The following is a 15,371-nucleotide window of genomic DNA, read 5'->3' as shown; positions in this document are numbered from 1 at the left end:
AGCTTTTTCAGTAAAAAAAACGCAAGAAAAAGGCCGATTTCTTTTTTCGCCGCCCATGTTAGAATAGAATTGGGAACTTTAACCAAACTGTCCCGGCGGGGCGAATATCGTCTTTTGGGGACCAGAATGCGGGGGATCAACATGATTATCGGAGTACCGAAAGAGATCAAAAACAACGAGAACCGCGTCGGAATGACGCCGGCGGCCGCAAGAGCGTATATCGCTGAAGGGCATCAAGTCTGGGTGGAATCCGGTGCGGGACTCGGAATCGGATTTTCGGACGAAGATTATGCGGGGGCAGGAGTGACAGTCGTAGCCAGTGCTGCTGAAGCTTGGACTGCTGAGATGGTTGTCAAAATCAAAGAACCGCTGGAATCCGAATACGGATTTTTCCGCGCCGGGCTGATTCTGTACACCTACCTGCATCTTGCCCCTGAAGCCGCATTGACCCGAGCTTTGGTTGATCAGGGAGTTACCGGCATCGCGTATGAAACGATTCAACTGAGCAACGGCAGCCTGCCGCTTCTGACGCCGATGAGCGAAGTAGCCGGCCGCATGTCGATCCAGATCGGGGCTCATTTTCTCGAAAAGCCGTTCGGCGGCAAAGGCGTGTTGCTCGGCGGCGTGCCAGGCGTGGAACCCGGCAAAGTCACGATCGTTGGCGGCGGTATCGTCGGCGCGAACGCGGCCAAAATGGCGATCGGGCTCGGTGCCGACGTGACGCTGCTTGATATCAGCGCGGATCGTTTGCGGCAACTCGACGACCAATTCGGCGGACGCTTGAAGACGCTCATGTCGGACAAGCATAATCTGGAAGTCGCTGTGGAGCGTGCGGACCTGCTTGTGGGCGCAGTATTGATTCCGGGGGCGCGTGCGCCAAAGCTTGTGACCGAAGAAATGGTGAAGACGATGGGAGCGGGTTCGGTCATTGTGGATGTCGCGATCGATCAGGGCGGTTCCATCGAGACGATCGACCGGATCACCACGCACGATAACCCTGTTTACGAGAAGCATGGGGTGCTGCATTATGCCGTAGCCAACATGCCGGGAGCCGTCGCGCGAACCTCTACGCTGGCGCTGACCATGGTCACTACTCCGTACGGATTGCAAATTGCGCGCAAGGGCTTCCGTCAGGCTGCGCTGGATAATCCGTCAATCGGCAAAGGCATTAACACCTGCGGAGGACGGGTTACGTATAAGGCGGTCGCGGAAGCGCACGGTTTGGCGTATACTGAGATAGAAGCAATTTTAAGTGAAAAGGGAGAGACGATCGCATGAACCATGTATTTCGGCTCACGGCGCAGTGGGACGGAGGGCGCAACAGCTCCGGCACCATCGAAAGCGGCGAGCTGAAGACCGCAATCTCCATTCCCGAACCGATGGGCGGACCGGGAATCGGCACGAATCCGGATGAGATGCTGCTCGGAGCGGCATCTACCTGTTATATTATTACGCTTGCGGCGATGCTGGAGCGTTCGGCAATTGCCGTGCAAAGTCTGACGCTGGAATCCGACGGGATTGTGGACGTTACGAATAATGTATTTACGTACAAAACGATTACGCATCGTCCGCTGCTCGTATTGGCCCCAGGCCAAGATGAAGAGGTTCGCGTGAAGGCGGAGCGTCTGGCGCACAAAGCGGAAAGTTCCTGCATGATTACGCGCGCGCTTCAAGGAAACGTCGAAGTATCGGCAGAGCCGACCATTGTTGTAGCTGAACAGGCGGATTAAGAAGGTTTGCCGCGCAAGGCAAGCGACTAAATCCTTGCTGGCAAATAGCCGATATACGAGAAAGAACGATTCAACCTTTACATTCACACCAAATACACAGCTCGCGGTATGCCGGACGGATACGGGCATACCCCAGACAGCGCTGAGAGGACGGAATATGATGCAACCGCAGTTTCGGATAGAAAAAGACTTCCTGGGAGCCAAACAGGTTCCTGCAGACGCCTACTACGGCGTACAAACGATGAGAGCGATCGAGAACTTCCCGATTACCGGCTACCGGATTCATGAATCAATGGTTCGCGCACTCGGGATCGTGAAAAAGGCAGCGGCTCTTGCAAACATGGAAGTGGGAAGACTGCAGGGACATCTGGGGGCACCGATTGTTGAAGCTGCGGGCGAAGTGATGGACGGCGTATGGGATACGCAATTCATCGTCGATCCGATTCAAGGAGGCGCCGGCACGTCGATCAACATGAACGCGAACGAAGTGATTGCCAACCGCGCGCTTGAACTGATGGGCAAAGCAAAAGGGGACTATTTCCATCTGAATCCGAACGTGCACGTCAATATGGCGCAGTCCACCAATGACGTGTTCCCGACGGCGATTCATATTGCGGCACTCTCGCTGGTCGAGATGCTTGAAGATACGATGGAGCGCTTGCAGCGTTCGTTCGAGAATAAAGCGCGCGAATTCGATCATATTATTAAAATGGGCCGTACCCATCTTCAGGATGCCGTTCCGATCCGTCTGGGTCAGGAATTCGCTGCTTACGCACGCGTTCTGGGCCGCGACCTGCACCGCGTGCGCCGCTCGAAAGAACTGCTACACGAGATCAACATGGGTGCTACGGCAATCGGTACGGGCCTGAACGCGGACGTCAAATATATGGACGCGGTCGTGGTCAAGCTGGCTGAAATCAGCGGCATGCCGCTGCGTCACGCGGAAGATCTGGTCGATGCGACGCAGAATACGGATGCCTACACGGAATTGTCCGGCGCGCTTAAGATCTGCATGATCAATCTGTCGAAGGTCGCCAACGATATCCGTCTGTTGGCTTCCGGCCCGCGCGCGGGTCTCGCCGAGCTGAAGCTGCCCGAGCGTCAACCGGGATCGTCGATCATGCCGGGCAAAGTCAATCCGGTGATGTGCGAAGTGGTGAACCAAACGGCGTTCCAGGTAATCGGTAACGATCACACCATCTCGCTCGCATCCGAAGCCGGACAACTGGAACTGAACGTGATGGAGCCGGTATTGGTATTCAACCTGCTTCAGTCGATCAGCATCATGAATCAGGCGTTGACCGTGTTCCGTACGCACTGCATCGACGGCATCGAAGCCAACGAAGCGAACTGCGCCGAATATGTGGAACGCAGCGTCGGCGTGATTACGGCGCTCAGCCCGTATCTGGGTTACGAAATTTGTGCCCGTATCGCTCGTGAAGCCATGACGACCGGCCGCTCCGTACGTGATCTGTGCCTGATGCACAACGTGCTCAGCGAAGAAGAGCTGGATATCATCTTGAATCCGTTCGAGATGACGAAGCCGGGCATTGCGGGTTCGTCGCAATTGACGCGGGAATAGTTGGTTCGAATTTCGGAAAAAAACGGGCCGTTTCCGGCGCTCTTTCAGGAGTGGCGGAAACGGCTTTCGTATGAGTTTTGAAGGTTTCAAGGTTTCGCAGAACAAAAAGGCCGCACGGCAACGCCGTACGGCTTTTTCGAATATTATATTTTCGCTTAAGCTTGAACTTCTTCTGCGGCCTCTGTTTGTTCGTTGCCAAGTCCAAACGCTTCGGCAACAAGGCGCACCGATTTCAGACGGGCATCCAAATCATGAATCGACGAGACAATCATCAATTCGTCGGTCTTGTATTCTTCAGCCAGTTCAAGCAGACGCGCTTTGACCTGCTGCGGTGTTCCGACCACGCGGTAAGCGCGGGTTGCGGCAATTTGCTCTCGGTCATAAGGCGTGTACGGATATTCGGTAGCGGTCTTCACGGACGGCAGATAAGGAAGTTCCATGCCTTTGTACATCGCGAGGAAGAACAGATCGGAACTGGAAGCCAGCTGCTCTGCTTCTTCCTGCGTATCGGCGCAAACGACCGTGATTGCCGCGAGCGACTTGGAGTTCGGCGACATGAGCGAAGGCTCGAAATTATCATGGTAAAAGGCTGTTGCCTCGGATCCGCCCGGCGTGCCGAAGAACTGCGCGAAAGCGTAGGAAGCGCCCGTTTGCGCGGCCAGACGCGCCGTGCCGCCGCTGGATCCGAGCAACCATAGCTCGGGTACCGTATCCACCGAAGGCGATACGCTCAAGCCCGCGAATCGGTGATCGGCCGGTACGGCATCGTTCAAATAAGCGATCAGATCCACGATTTGCTGCGGATAAGGGTCTGCGCTGTTATAATGGCCTTCCTGCAACGCTCTTGTCGAAAGCGGACGCCCGCCCGGAGCGCGTCCGACGCCAAGGTCGATCCGCCCCGGATACAAGGCTTCGAGCAGACGGAAGTTTTCCGCTACTTTATACGCGCTGTAATGAGGCAGCATGATACCGCCGGAGCCGAGCCGGATTCGGGACGTATTAGCACCGAGATGAGCAATCAGCACTTCGGGGCTGGAGTGTGCCAGTGCTTTCGAGCTGTGGTGCTCCGATACCCAAAAACGGTTGTATCCCAAACGGTCGGCTTCGACAGCCAAGCGCGTAGTCGTCTGAAGCGCCTCTCTGGGGCCGCTTCCTTCCGTAATGGTCGATTGGTCGAGAATACCGAGTTTAAGCATATCTATGTTCCCCTCTCAAAGCATCATTTCGCAAATGACGCGGATATGAATGATGATTGTAAACGGTTCGTATTCTTTTTCGCTCAATTATCATATCATAATCGTAAATAATAATCAAAAAAATACTAGCTATATAAAGTATAGTGATTATTCGGATTCAATAATCGCTGTTCTAAATTGTTAATGCACACAACTAATAAGCCGAAGTTCGGTATACATAATGTAGAGGGAAAGCGAAGAATACGTGCAGGAATGCGCGCTATGAATGACAGGAGGATGTACAAACATGAAGTTTTACGGAAAAAAAAGCTCTGCCTGGAGCAAAATGGCGCTTAGCGCCGGATTGGCGTTTGCAGTAGCTTCGAGCACGCTGCCCGCTTACGCGGAAGAAGCGATATCGGCAAGACTTTCTCCGGCAACGGTATCAGCCGGGATCTCTTCGATCGTTGCCGAGATCGACGGTCAGCCTGCGCAGTGGGGGAGCAGCGTCTACACGTATCGTTCCTTGACCTACGTGCCGGTGCGGGAAGGAGCAGTTTCGCTGGGGGCGAAGGTGAAGTGGGACAAAGCCCAGCGTGCGGCAATCGTAACGCTGAATGGGGACGAGTTGCTTTACCGCCCTGATTCCACCACCGTATCCGTCAACGGCTACGAACTGCAAATGCCGGGCACGACGCGTTACGTGGACGGTATTCTGACCGTACCGCTGCGCGGGCTGACCGAGCCTTTGCGGGCAAAAGTAAGCCCGGTGACCAGCGGCGGCGTATTGAATTTATCGCTTAAAACAGACACGGAAACGAATTACGATACCGGCCTGTCGGCTGTAAACGATTATCTCAAAGACCAAAATTACTCCGGCAGCGTATTGATCGCCAAAGACGGCGAAGCGCTGATGCGCAAGTCGTACGGGTTGTCTTCGGGTTCGACGTTGATCCGGCCGACGGATCAAATGCGGCTCGGTTCCCTGACCAAAGCTTTTACCGCCGCTTCGATCTTGAAGCTGGGCGAAGAAGGCAAGCTGAGCATCGACGACACATTGTCGCAGCACATCCCCGACTATCCTAGCGGGGACGAAATCACGTTGGCGATGCTGCTTTCGCACACATCCGGAATCGCGCTGAATTTTAAACGCGAAGAAGGAATCCCGTTATCGGAGACGGTCGAAGAAATCAAGCAAAGTCCGCTCAAATTCGCCCCGGGTACCGATTACATGTACAGCAACAGCGGCTTCGTGCTGCTTGCTTACATCATCGAAGAAACTTCCGGCATGAGTTATGCGGACTTCGTTCAATCTCAAATTCTCGACCCGCTCGGCATGAAGCATAGCGGAACCGCAACGAGACAAACCAAGATTCCGACCGGCTACGAATACGATTGGCAAGAAGGCGCATGGAAGAGCGTCGATTACTACTACTTCTCGCCTTCCGGCACGGGCAGTCTCTATTCCACGCTCGACGACATGCTAACCTGGTCCCAAGCGCTGAGCGCAGGCAAAGTGCTGTCCGAAGAAACGATGGAACGCATGTACACCGTGAGCCCGTACAAAAATTACGGTTTCGGCTGGCATGTCGACGGCGAAGGGCAAAACCGCGTCGCTTTCCACAGCGGCGGCGGCGACGGCTACACCACCGGCATTCGCCGGGGCCTAAACGACGGAACGGTCATCATCCTCCTCAGCAACCACGGCGGCCTGGACACTAACGCGATGACTGCTGAAGTCGAAAAACTAGCTTTTGGCGAGGGAAGCGAGAAGACTGCGAGATAAATTCGTTCAAGTCGCTGTCTCACTCGGAAAAGTCGATTGGAATTTTTAGTTGAAGTTTTCCGAGTTCAAAGGCGTCTTTCACTGAATTTCTCTCTCTGTCTTCTCGCTTCCAGCTACGTTAGTGTTTGTCGATATTTAAAAAAATAGAAGAAGTGATAAAAGCTGCTGGCAATATGCCGCAGCTTCTTTTTGTATGTTTAAAATTATGAAAGAATAAATAATTCTTTCACAATTTTAAAATAGCTCTTTCTTACTTCCCAACCCTCGGCCTTTTGCTTTTCCGCGAGGCCTAAGGGAGGCGGAGGGGAGGTCATGTAGTAAAGGCTTTTCGAAGAAAAGGCACTTCGGAAGCGTATGCTCTAAAGCAACACGCGACCGAAACGACCTCCCCCGCAGCCGACCGACCCAAGCCTCGCAACAGAAAACTAAAGGCCGTGTTCCTCCGCGTAGCGCCCCCAATGCGGGCGCCCGCCGTCCGCATCGACAAACCCGTATCGATCCGAGAGTCCCCATGAACTCAGCGCTTGCCCCGTAAACGTCATGACTTCGGGATCGGCAGCCAATTGCGCGGCGGCTTGTCCGACGAAAGCCGGCGTCTCCGAGGCGACGAAGTGCGGCTCTGCTTTTGCCCCGTCCCGCCAGTTTTCTTCCGTCACGCCGAACAGATCCAACATCGCCTCGGAACGCAGAAATCCGGGCGTTAAAGCAATAGCGGCAATCTGATACGGGCGAAGTTCTTCGGCCATCGCTTTGGCCAGATGTATCACCGACACTTTGGCCAGACTATAGTAGACGTTCCCCCGGAACCGATCGTCTACGCCGTCCGTGATCTCGAGTACAAGGCCGCCCGGTCGTTCCAGCATGAGAGGGAGCAGATAATGAGAGGTAATCAGATGCGTGTGAACGGCGCGCTGCTGGATCAGCAGACCGTCTGCCAGCGAGTGCTCCCAAAGCTTTTGATCCCATTTGGTCAGATCGTCGCCGCCCCAGATGTCATTGACCAGAATGTCCAGTCCGCCTTGTTCGGTCTTGATACGTTCCGCCAGCCTTTTTACTTGCTCGGGGTCGGAATGATCCGTTCGTACCGCAGTGGCGGTTCCTCCGCGGGCTTCGATCATTTCTGCCGTATCGTCAATCGTCTCGCTTCTGTTCATATCCGATGCCTGCTGCCTTGTGGTGCGCCCGGTTACGTAGACATGCGCGCCGAGTGCTCCCAGTTCAAGCGCGATGCCTCGTCCCGCTCCTCTTGTCGCGCCCGCGACCAAGGCTATTTTTCCGGTCAACGGTCTGTTATTCGTAGGCATGAGTGCCATCTCTCCTGTCATCTTCGTCGTCGGGAAATGAATGTTCCGGCCGGATTGCACATTGCCCGCATTCTCAATATAAGCGATAATAGATGACAACCTTTGTCTTATATAAGGATCGAGAAGAAAAACAAACGAAATACAAAGGAGGTCCTTCCGTGAGAGGTGACCGACTGATGAAAATCGTGCTGCTGCTGCAAAGCCGGGGACGAATGTCTACGCGGGAATTGGCCGATGAATTGGAAGTGACGACGCGTACGGTCAGCCGGGACTTGGAAGCGATCGGACAATCGGGTATTCCGATCGTAGCGCATCGGGGCCGTTTCGGCGGTTGGAGCCTGATGGAAGGGTATCGCAGCGGCCTAACCGGAATGACGCCCGACGAGGCTGCTGCGCTGCTGCTGCGCGCTTCGTCCGGTCCATTGAGCGACGTGGGACTGGGCGGACATTACGAGACGGCTTTGCAAAAACTTAGAGCCGCTTATCCCGAGCCTGAGCGGCAGGAAGCTGAATTTTTAAGACGCCGCTTGTTGATTGATGAGAGCAGTTGGCATACGGGTTCGGCAGCAGCTCCTGAAGCCTTGGCGCTCTGCCAGGAAGCCGTGTGGGAAGAGCGCTTGTTGGCGTTTGATTATGCAAAAGCAAACCCGACCGCGTCGAAAGGCCCGAATCGTCTGGTCGAGCCGCTGGGCTTGATCGTCAAACGGGGAGTTTGGTACTTGGCTGCGCAAGACCGGGATACGATCAAGACCTTCCGGGTGTCCAACATGCTAAACATTCGCTTGCTGGAGAAGTCGTTCGCGTATCCCGAAGATTTTGATTTGGCGGTTTATTGGCAAGATTCGCTGCGCGCATTTCCGGACCGACTGCCTCATTATGAGGTGAGCCTGGTCATGACAGCAGAGGTGCTGCAGGCTTTTCGGGAAGAACGATATGCTCGCGTCTTGCGCGCAGAGCCGATGGATAACGGGCAGTATGAGGTCGATGCGGATTTGGCGACACCGGAGTTTGCTTTGCGTCTGGTGCTTGGTTTCGGCGCGTCGGTTCGTGTCATCCGGCCGTCGATATTTGCTGAAGCGGTAGCCGCCGAATCCGAGAAGATAAGACAGATGTACCGGGCAGATCCGGATTCATGAAGGAAAGAGGGGGAAAACATGATTTTGCACAAGGGAGAAATATTGTTCCGCCAGGGAGACGACGGGAAGTACCTGTATCGCGTACATAGCGGATTGTTCAAAGTCACGCGTCTCCACGAGAACGGGAATATTATTTTGTTCAATGTTTTTTACGCAGGGGAGGTCGTCCCTCATCACTCGCTGATCAGCCCGAAAGAAACGCACGGCACCGCAATAGCTCTTGTACGCAGCGAAGTCGAGCCGATCCTTGCCGCCGATTGGTATCGAAGCCTGGAAGAAGATCCGAAGAAAGCATTGGAAATCGCCTTGCTGCTTCAGGAAAAGGTCCGGTTCATGCAGCAGCGCATCGATCATTTGACGGCGGGTACACCGGGAGAACGGCTTGAACTGTTGCAGCGCTGGATGGAGACCTACACATACGGACAGCCGCTGACGGATCTGCTTACGCAGGAGGAAATCGGGCAGTTGATCGGTTTGCGTCGGGAAACGGTGAATCGCTTGCTTCGAGCGGCGAAATAGGTGGTTTTTTACAAAGAAAACCATCTTCTTTTACATGAAAATGACAAAAAACCATATTCATTCTGTCGCTTCCCAAATGGCTTTGTGGTAAAATGGTTTAGAAAGGTGACAGCGCTGGGTATATAATGCTCAGACTTCACATCCAAACACAGAAAGGATCAGGATACCATGAGTCCCCGAAGGAGTATTCCCCAAAGGACAATCTGGAAACGTTACGATCTCTCCTATACTTAGCGTCCCTCGTAGAAAGTTTGTCGGATCATCGTTGTTGACAAACACTGCGAAGGGAAGGGACATCCATGCGAAGGATGAATGCCTTACGGTTTTCCCCTCTGGCTCGCAGCGCATTGTCGACTTGACAAATACTGCGAAAATGAGGAGATCATCGTATGAAGGCAAAAGGGAAAAGGATGAAGCGGTCCGCGCAGGCGGCCGCGATCTTAACAGGCACGTTCGTTATGGCATTCGCGTTTTATCACATTAATTTTCAAAACCATCTTTCGGAAGGCGGATTTGTGGGGCTTTCATTGCTCGGCGAATACGCATTCGGGCTGTCGCCCGCGTTGACGATTCTGATTCTCGATATTCCGTTCATGCTGTTATTCGCCCTGAAAAAAGGGTGGAGGAACATGGGACCGGCCGTGCTTGCCGCGGGCTCGTTCACTGCGTTCTATGCCGGCATCGAGCACTTCTCCACGCTGAACTTCGATCTGCACGGACAATTGTGGCTTGCCGCATTGTTGTCGGGCATACTGACCGGGATCGGCGGAGGTCTGGTTCTTCGCTCCGGCGGAGCAACGGGCGGAGACGATTGCGCGGCCATCTGGCTGCACGAAAAAACGGGACTCAAGATCGGTACGGTATTCATTTTGATGGATGCGTCGGTACTGCTGCTGTCGCTGCTGTATCTGCCGCTGGCCGAGACGTTGTACACGGTAGCCGCCGTTTGCATCGGAGGCAAAGTCATCACATGGACCGTGGAACCGCAAATTTTGCGTCAAGGTCTGACTTCGATCATGCGTCTGTTCACATCGTCGAAGCGTCATGTGCCGCAAGCTGCACCGGAAGTGAAAGGTTTGAATCGAGTGTAAGCATATAGGGCCGCAGGGGAAGGCCCGGAGCCGCAAACGTCCCCGTTTGATTTTGTAAAAAAACCGTTCCGATTTTCTCCCGCGATGGAGAAAGCCGAAACGGTTTTTTTGTAGCTGCCTGCCGTAAGGTTTTACTTTTTGCGAGCAGGATGATTCTCGTCCCATTCTTCCGCTTTGGCTGTGGCGATCGCAATGGCTCGACCTTCTTCATAACCTTCGTCCAGCAGGGCATTGGCGATCTCAACGGCTTTGTTACGGACACGCTCGTCCAGGTTTTTCATGGATTGCGGGTAATCATTTTTGCTCCACGGCATGATGAATTCTCCTCTCCGGATGTAGTGAAGTGTGCTCCCATGTCTACGTTCTTTACCTACCCGTCGGCATTCGTGACTAATCACAGCGGTCAGTTTGAATGTTAAAAAGCATGAAGCAAGCAATAGACAAAGAATGTTCAAATTTAAAACTTCCTGCTATGATAAAAAATAGGGTCCCGCGACAGCTCTTCATAAAAGCTGCCGATGCGGATAAGATCATTAGATAAAAAGAAAGACGGAAGGAGATTGACGATGAAAGTGACATTAATCGCGGGCAGTAACCGCGAGCAAGCTAGCAGTACATTATTGATTCGTTACATCGCCAAATTGCTGGAGGAGCAGGGGTTCGAAGCTGAAGTATTTAGCCTGTACGAGCACCAGTTGCCTCTTTACGGTCCGGGAGAAGCTTACGGACACGAGGAAGTGCTCAAGCTGTCGCAAGCCGTCAAGTCGGCCCAGGCTGTCGTATTGTCGACGCCGGAATATCATTCTTCGATCTCCGGCGTCCTGAAAAATGCGCTGGACTTCCTGAACAGCGAATACTTTGAAGGCAAGCCGGTGCTGTCTGCCAGCTCGGCAGGCGGATCGGTAGGGGTATCTTCTCTCGGCGCGTTGCAGGCTATCGTTCGTAACCTGCACGGCCTGAACTGCCCGGAATGGATCTCGATCGGCAGCGATCAACGCAAATTCGACGAGAACGGCGATCCTGCCGATCAGGCAACCGAGCTGCGTATCCGCAAAGCGGTCGATACTTTCGTGCACCTGATTCGTCGTATTCACGCTTAAGATTCTTTTATAGGCTGACACAAAAACGGATTCCGTCTGATGACGGAATCCGTTTTTGTCATGCCGAGATTGATTCTGCTGTCGGGCAAAGTTGGCTTCAGGATTGAGCAAACAACGCGCGATATTCGCCGTAGCCTTCTTCATCGAGCTTTTCCGCAGGCACGAACCGCAGCGCGGCGGAGTTGATGCAATAGCGCAGACCGTCCGGACCCGGACCGTCGTCGAATACGTGGCCCAGATGGGAGTCGGCTTCTTTGCTGCGCACTTCGGTGCGAATCATGAAATGCGTCAGGTCGACTTTTTCCTTCACGTGATAATCGCGGATCGGACGGGTGAAGCTTGGCCATCCGCAGCCCGAGTCGTATTTGTCGCGTGAGCTGAACAGCGGCTCGCCCGAGACGATGTCGACGTAGATGCCTTCGCCGTGATGATCCCAGAACTCGTTATGGAAAGCAGGCTCGGTGCCGTTTTTTTGCGTCACGTTATACTGTATTTCGCTTAAACGCTGTTTGAGATCGTCTTTGTTGACGGTTGTTTTCCAATGATCCTCGATAAACGCTTCGCGGCCGGAGGCTTTTTTGTAGCGTTTATAGTGGCCCGGGTTTTTCTTATGGTAGTCTTGATGGTACTCTTCCGCTTCGTAGAACGTTTCGGCCGGACGGATCGGCGTTACGATCGGCTTGTCAAAGCGTCCGCTTTCGCCGAGGGCTTTTTTGGAAGCTTCGGCTTTGATGCGCTGTTCGTCCGTATGGGTAAAGATTGCCGTACCGTAAGAGGAACCGCGGTCGTGGAATTGTCCGCCGCCGTCAGTAGGATCGATTTGCTGCCAGAACAGTTCCAACAATTTTTCGTACGGGAACAGTTCAGGGTTATACGTGATTTGAACCGCTTCGACGTGTCCCGTCGTTTCCGAACATACTTCTTTATAAGTTGGGTTTTCCGTGTGTCCGCCGGTATAGCCGGAGACGACTTTCACGATGCCCGGCAAATCTTCGAACGGGGTGACCATGCACCAGAAGCAGCCTCCCGCGAACGTTGCTTTTTCGATCATAGAAGATGGATAATCGGCCATGTAAATCCCTCCGTATTTTTATTTGAATCAATTGTTTGATGCGCAATTAATTAGAAGTTATATTTTAAATTATAAACGTTTTTGAAGCTTGCGCAAGTGCCGGCGCTTCTTTACGCACACAAGCCTAGATAAACGTTCCGGCGGTTGACGAATCAACGGGTTGCGCATGATGGTTATTGCTTTGCCAATCCAGCGTCGGGCGCGTATACTCGAAAAGGAAGCTGCTGCATGACTCCTGCCGAGACATTGCAACGCGCCTTGTTCATGGAAAAAGGCAAAATCTATTTTAAATGAAAGGAGGTTGGACGAAAAATGAACGATTACGACGAGAACCGGGACGTCGATTATGAGCGCTACGAAAGTACGGAAGGACGGCGCGAGCTGGAAAAGGAAACGCAGGAGAAAATCGTGGAGGTCTACCGCCAAGAGGAAGACATGATGATTCTCGTTTATGCGCAGTGGTGTATCAACAACGGCCTCGATCCGGTGGAACTCTATTCCAGAGCCTATCCGGAGCAGCAGGCGAACGAACGCTTGGCGCGCGGACTGGAGCTGACCGTTTCCAAGGAGGAAGCCGGCGATATCACCAACGATACGCTGCTCGGCGTTCTCACGATGTTCGGCAATGAAGATCTGGGTATGGTCGTGGCTGAAGAGATCGAGCAAATGAAGAAAAAGAAACGCGAATCGAATGGTTAGAGGGAATCCTCCTGCCACAATGAAAATCCCGTTCAAGCGCCTGAAGCGTTCGAACGGGATTTTTCACGCGTTACATCTTCTCCTGCCGCGTATGCCGGAACTCTTTCGGCGACATGCCGAATTTGCTGCGGAATACCCGGTGAAAATACGTATAGTTGGCAAACCCTGATGTCTCGGCGACTTGTTCGAGCGGCATCGGACTGAACACGATTCGTTCTTTTGCCATATCGAGCCGCACTTCGAGGGCATACTGCATGATGCTGATCCCGAACGTATCCTTGAACAGATGAACGCAGCGGGAGACGCTGATGTCCACATAAGAAGAGACGTCTTCGAGTTTGAACAGGGAAGAGGCGTTTTCTTCGATATACTGTTTGATGCGATAAGCCAGAAAGGTTTTGCCTGACGAAATCGGCTGTTCATTCAGCAAACGATCCGTCTCCAGGCATAAAATGCGCAAATAATAATCCGAAATGCGCGGGTCCGGATTGGAAATGCGGCGCTGCTCGATCACGATCTGCCGGAACAAACCGAGCAGTCCTTCGCTGAGCGGAATGTTGATCTTGGTTGGGCGCTTGCGTTCGTTCCACCAACGATCGATCCATTCGCCGCCAAAAAAGATGTGGTAATCCCCGCTTTCCATCGGCCGCTCGCGGTTATCCGTAGGCGAAGGAGGGAAAATTTTGAGTTCATACGTCTCGTCCGGCCCGTAGAGCAGCAGGTCTCCGGCTTCAATCCGTTGCATTTTTCCATCAACGAGAGCTTCGGAAGTGCCGTCCGTCTGAAGGCGAAGCAGATAACTGCCAAGGCCTTCCGTTCGGTGAACGTGAAAAGGAGTACGGTGGAAGGAAAATCCTGCGGTAAATACTTGGCAAGGGAGGTCAGTCGTCTGCATATCAGCTACTCCTTGAAAAAGAAAATAAAATAATGACCAGATTGTTCATGTTTCGATTATATTCTTCATTTTAATACAAATCGATATGCAATACCATGAAAGCGAACCAACCACGAACAAAAGAAACCGAGAATATTTCGGCGATCGAGCAACTTGGTAATCGACACGAAGGAGTGGTGTTCTTTTGACACGCATGAAGACCGGAATTGTCGGCTGCGGCAACATCAGCGCGATATACTTGCAAAATCTAGCCGCGAGCGAATGGATCGAAGTGGTTGCGCTCGCCGACCGTGTACTCGAAAAGGCGGAAGAACGTGCTGCCGAATTCGGCATTGCAACCGCTTGCACAGTGGAAGAGTTAATGGAAAACGAATCGATACAGTTGGTCATCAACCTGACGATTCCTGCCAGTCACGCTTCTGTACATCTGGCTGCTATTGAGGCCGGCAAACACGTTTATGGAGAAAAGCCGCTTGCCGTCTCATTGGAGGATGCCCGCCTGATTCTCGACGAGGCCGCCAAGCGGAACCTCGCTGTAGGCTGCGCGCCGGATACTTTTTTGGGCGCGGGGCTCAGCACGGCCCGCCGCGCGATCGAGGAAGGATTGATCGGTCGACCGGTTGCGGGAACGGCTTTCATGCTTGGCGGAGGTCCGGAAGGTTGGCATACGGACCCCGAGTTCTTTTATGCCTACGGCGGAGGTCCGATGTTCGATATGGGACCTTACTACTTGTCGGCATTGGTCAATCTTCTGGGCCCGATTCAGCGGATCAGCTCATCGACCGGCATCCAGATTCCCGATCGCGTAATCGGCTCAGGGCCGAAAGCGGGAACTCCGATCACGGTTCAGACCCCGACCCATTTGGCAGGGACGCTGGATTTCGCGGGCGGACCGATCGTGACGATGATTATGAGTTTCGACGTGCGGGGAGCTACCGAATTGCCGCGGATGGAAATCTACGGCACGGCAGGGACGCTGTCGCTTCCTGATCCGAACTTTTTCGGCGGGGATGTCAGATTGCGCCGCGCCGGATCGGAAAATTGGGAGATTCTTCAGCCTATATTCGAGAGTGCCCGCAACGAGCGGGGGCTGGGCGTCGAAGACATGGTCAAAAGCATTCGGGAAAACCGTCGTCATCGGGCAAGCGGAGAGCTGGCTTATCACGTGCTGGAAGCAATGCATGCTTTTATGCACTCATCCGCGGAGAGCCGTCATGTCACGCTCGACAGCTCGTACAAAGTTCCCGCCGCAAGACACGATTCGCTCAAATTATAATTTGAT

The 15,371-nt window shown here is 53.4% G+C and carries 15 protein-coding genes; 10 read left to right on the top strand and 5 right to left on the bottom strand.

Annotated elements, in window-relative coordinates; genetic code table 11:
- Nucleotides 1–141 precede the first annotated feature (141 nt).
- The 3 genes from ald (at nt 142) to aspA (ending at nt 3,312) form a co-directional block, all read left to right on the top strand.
- Nucleotides 142–1,278, top strand: a complete 1,137-nt coding sequence (ald, locus tag SACSAC_RS19490; protein ID WP_037289453.1) for an alanine dehydrogenase — start codon at nt 142–144, stop codon at nt 1,276–1,278.
- Nucleotides 1,275–1,730, top strand: a complete 456-nt coding sequence (locus tag SACSAC_RS19485; RefSeq protein WP_037289451.1) for an OsmC family protein — start codon at nt 1,275–1,277, stop codon at nt 1,728–1,730. The genes ald and SACSAC_RS19485 overlap by 4 nt, the downstream gene beginning before the upstream one ends.
- A 157-nt stretch (nt 1,731–1,887) precedes the next feature.
- On the top strand, nt 1,888–3,312 hold the full coding sequence (gene aspA / locus SACSAC_RS19480) for an aspartate ammonia-lyase (protein WP_037289449.1): 1,425 nt from the start codon (nt 1,888–1,890) through the stop codon (nt 3,310–3,312).
- A 155-nt stretch (nt 3,313–3,467) separates the two neighbouring features.
- Here aspA and SACSAC_RS19475 read toward each other — a convergent pair whose 3' ends face one another.
- Nucleotides 3,468–4,508, bottom strand: a complete 1,041-nt coding sequence (locus tag SACSAC_RS19475; RefSeq protein ID WP_037289447.1) for an LLM class flavin-dependent oxidoreductase — start codon at nt 4,506–4,508, stop codon at nt 3,468–3,470.
- A 286-nt stretch (nt 4,509–4,794) separates the two neighbouring features.
- On the opposite strand from SACSAC_RS19475, the gene SACSAC_RS19470 reads away from it, so the two are divergent.
- Nucleotides 4,795–6,273: a serine hydrolase domain-containing protein gene (locus tag SACSAC_RS19470; protein WP_037289445.1), complete on the top strand. Its 1,479-nt coding sequence runs from the start codon at nt 4,795–4,797 to the stop codon at nt 6,271–6,273.
- 425 nt (nt 6,274–6,698) lie between these two features.
- Here SACSAC_RS19470 and SACSAC_RS19465 read toward each other — a convergent pair whose 3' ends face one another.
- The gene (locus SACSAC_RS19465; protein ID WP_037289443.1) at nt 6,699–7,577 is read right to left on the bottom strand and encodes an SDR family oxidoreductase; all 879 of its coding nucleotides are present in this window, start codon (nt 7,575–7,577) and stop codon (nt 6,699–6,701) included.
- Nucleotides 7,578–7,735: 158 nt separating this feature from the next.
- On the opposite strand from SACSAC_RS19465, the gene SACSAC_RS19460 reads away from it, so the two are divergent.
- The 3 genes from SACSAC_RS19460 to SACSAC_RS19450 all read left to right on the top strand — a co-directional run bounded on the left by SACSAC_RS19460 (nt 7,736) and on the right by SACSAC_RS19450 (nt 10,323).
- Entirely contained in the window at nt 7,736–8,713 is a 978-nt protein-coding gene (locus SACSAC_RS19460) for a helix-turn-helix transcriptional regulator (RefSeq protein WP_037289442.1), read from the top strand.
- Between the two features lie 18 nt (nt 8,714–8,731).
- Nucleotides 8,732–9,232: a Crp/Fnr family transcriptional regulator gene (locus tag SACSAC_RS19455; protein WP_037289440.1), complete on the top strand. Its 501-nt coding sequence runs from the start codon at nt 8,732–8,734 to the stop codon at nt 9,230–9,232.
- 389 nt (nt 9,233–9,621) lie between these two features.
- Nucleotides 9,622–10,323, top strand: a complete 702-nt coding sequence (locus SACSAC_RS19450; RefSeq protein WP_051507266.1) for a YitT family protein — start codon at nt 9,622–9,624, stop codon at nt 10,321–10,323.
- A 131-nt stretch (nt 10,324–10,454) separates the two neighbouring features.
- Here the strand turns inward: SACSAC_RS19450 and SACSAC_RS19445 are convergent, their stop codons facing one another.
- Nucleotides 10,455–10,637, bottom strand: a complete 183-nt coding sequence (locus SACSAC_RS19445) for a DUF2188 domain-containing protein (RefSeq protein ID WP_037289438.1) — start codon at nt 10,635–10,637, stop codon at nt 10,455–10,457.
- A gap of 252 nt (nt 10,638–10,889) precedes the next feature.
- Between SACSAC_RS19445 and SACSAC_RS19440 the strand changes: the two genes are divergently transcribed.
- Nucleotides 10,890–11,423, top strand: coding sequence for an NADPH-dependent FMN reductase (locus SACSAC_RS19440; RefSeq protein WP_037289436.1), 534 nt, complete (start codon nt 10,890–10,892; stop codon nt 11,421–11,423).
- 97 nt (nt 11,424–11,520) lie between these two features.
- On the opposite strand, the gene msrA is transcribed toward SACSAC_RS19440, so the two are convergent.
- Nucleotides 11,521–12,495 (bottom strand): peptide-methionine (S)-S-oxide reductase MsrA, encoded by a 975-nt coding sequence (msrA, locus tag SACSAC_RS19435; protein ID WP_037289434.1) that lies wholly within the window; start codon nt 12,493–12,495, stop codon nt 11,521–11,523.
- Nucleotides 12,496–12,930: 435 nt separating this feature from the next.
- On the opposite strand from msrA, the gene SACSAC_RS19430 reads away from it, so the two are divergent.
- Nucleotides 12,931–13,194 carry a hypothetical protein gene (locus SACSAC_RS19430; RefSeq protein ID WP_245608755.1) on the top strand — a complete coding sequence of 88 codons (264 nt, stop codon included), beginning with the start codon at nt 12,931–12,933 and terminating at the stop codon, nt 13,192–13,194.
- 70 nt (nt 13,195–13,264) lie between these two features.
- Here SACSAC_RS19430 and SACSAC_RS19425 read toward each other — a convergent pair whose 3' ends face one another.
- The gene (locus SACSAC_RS19425; RefSeq protein WP_037289432.1) at nt 13,265–14,089 is read right to left on the bottom strand and encodes a helix-turn-helix domain-containing protein; all 825 of its coding nucleotides are present in this window, start codon (nt 14,087–14,089) and stop codon (nt 13,265–13,267) included.
- A 184-nt stretch (nt 14,090–14,273) separates the two neighbouring features.
- On the opposite strand from SACSAC_RS19425, the gene SACSAC_RS19420 reads away from it, so the two are divergent.
- Complete coding sequence (locus tag SACSAC_RS19420; protein WP_037289430.1) at nt 14,274–15,365, top strand: Gfo/Idh/MocA family protein; 1,092 nt, start codon at nt 14,274–14,276, stop codon at nt 15,363–15,365.
- Nucleotides 15,366–15,371: the final 6 nt, after the last annotated feature.

Source organism: Saccharibacillus sacchari DSM 19268, assembly GCF_000585395.1.
In the GTDB taxonomy this organism is placed as follows: Bacteria; Bacillota; Bacilli; order Paenibacillales; family Paenibacillaceae; genus Saccharibacillus; species Saccharibacillus sacchari.
This window is presented reverse-complemented; position numbering and strand designations above follow the sequence as displayed.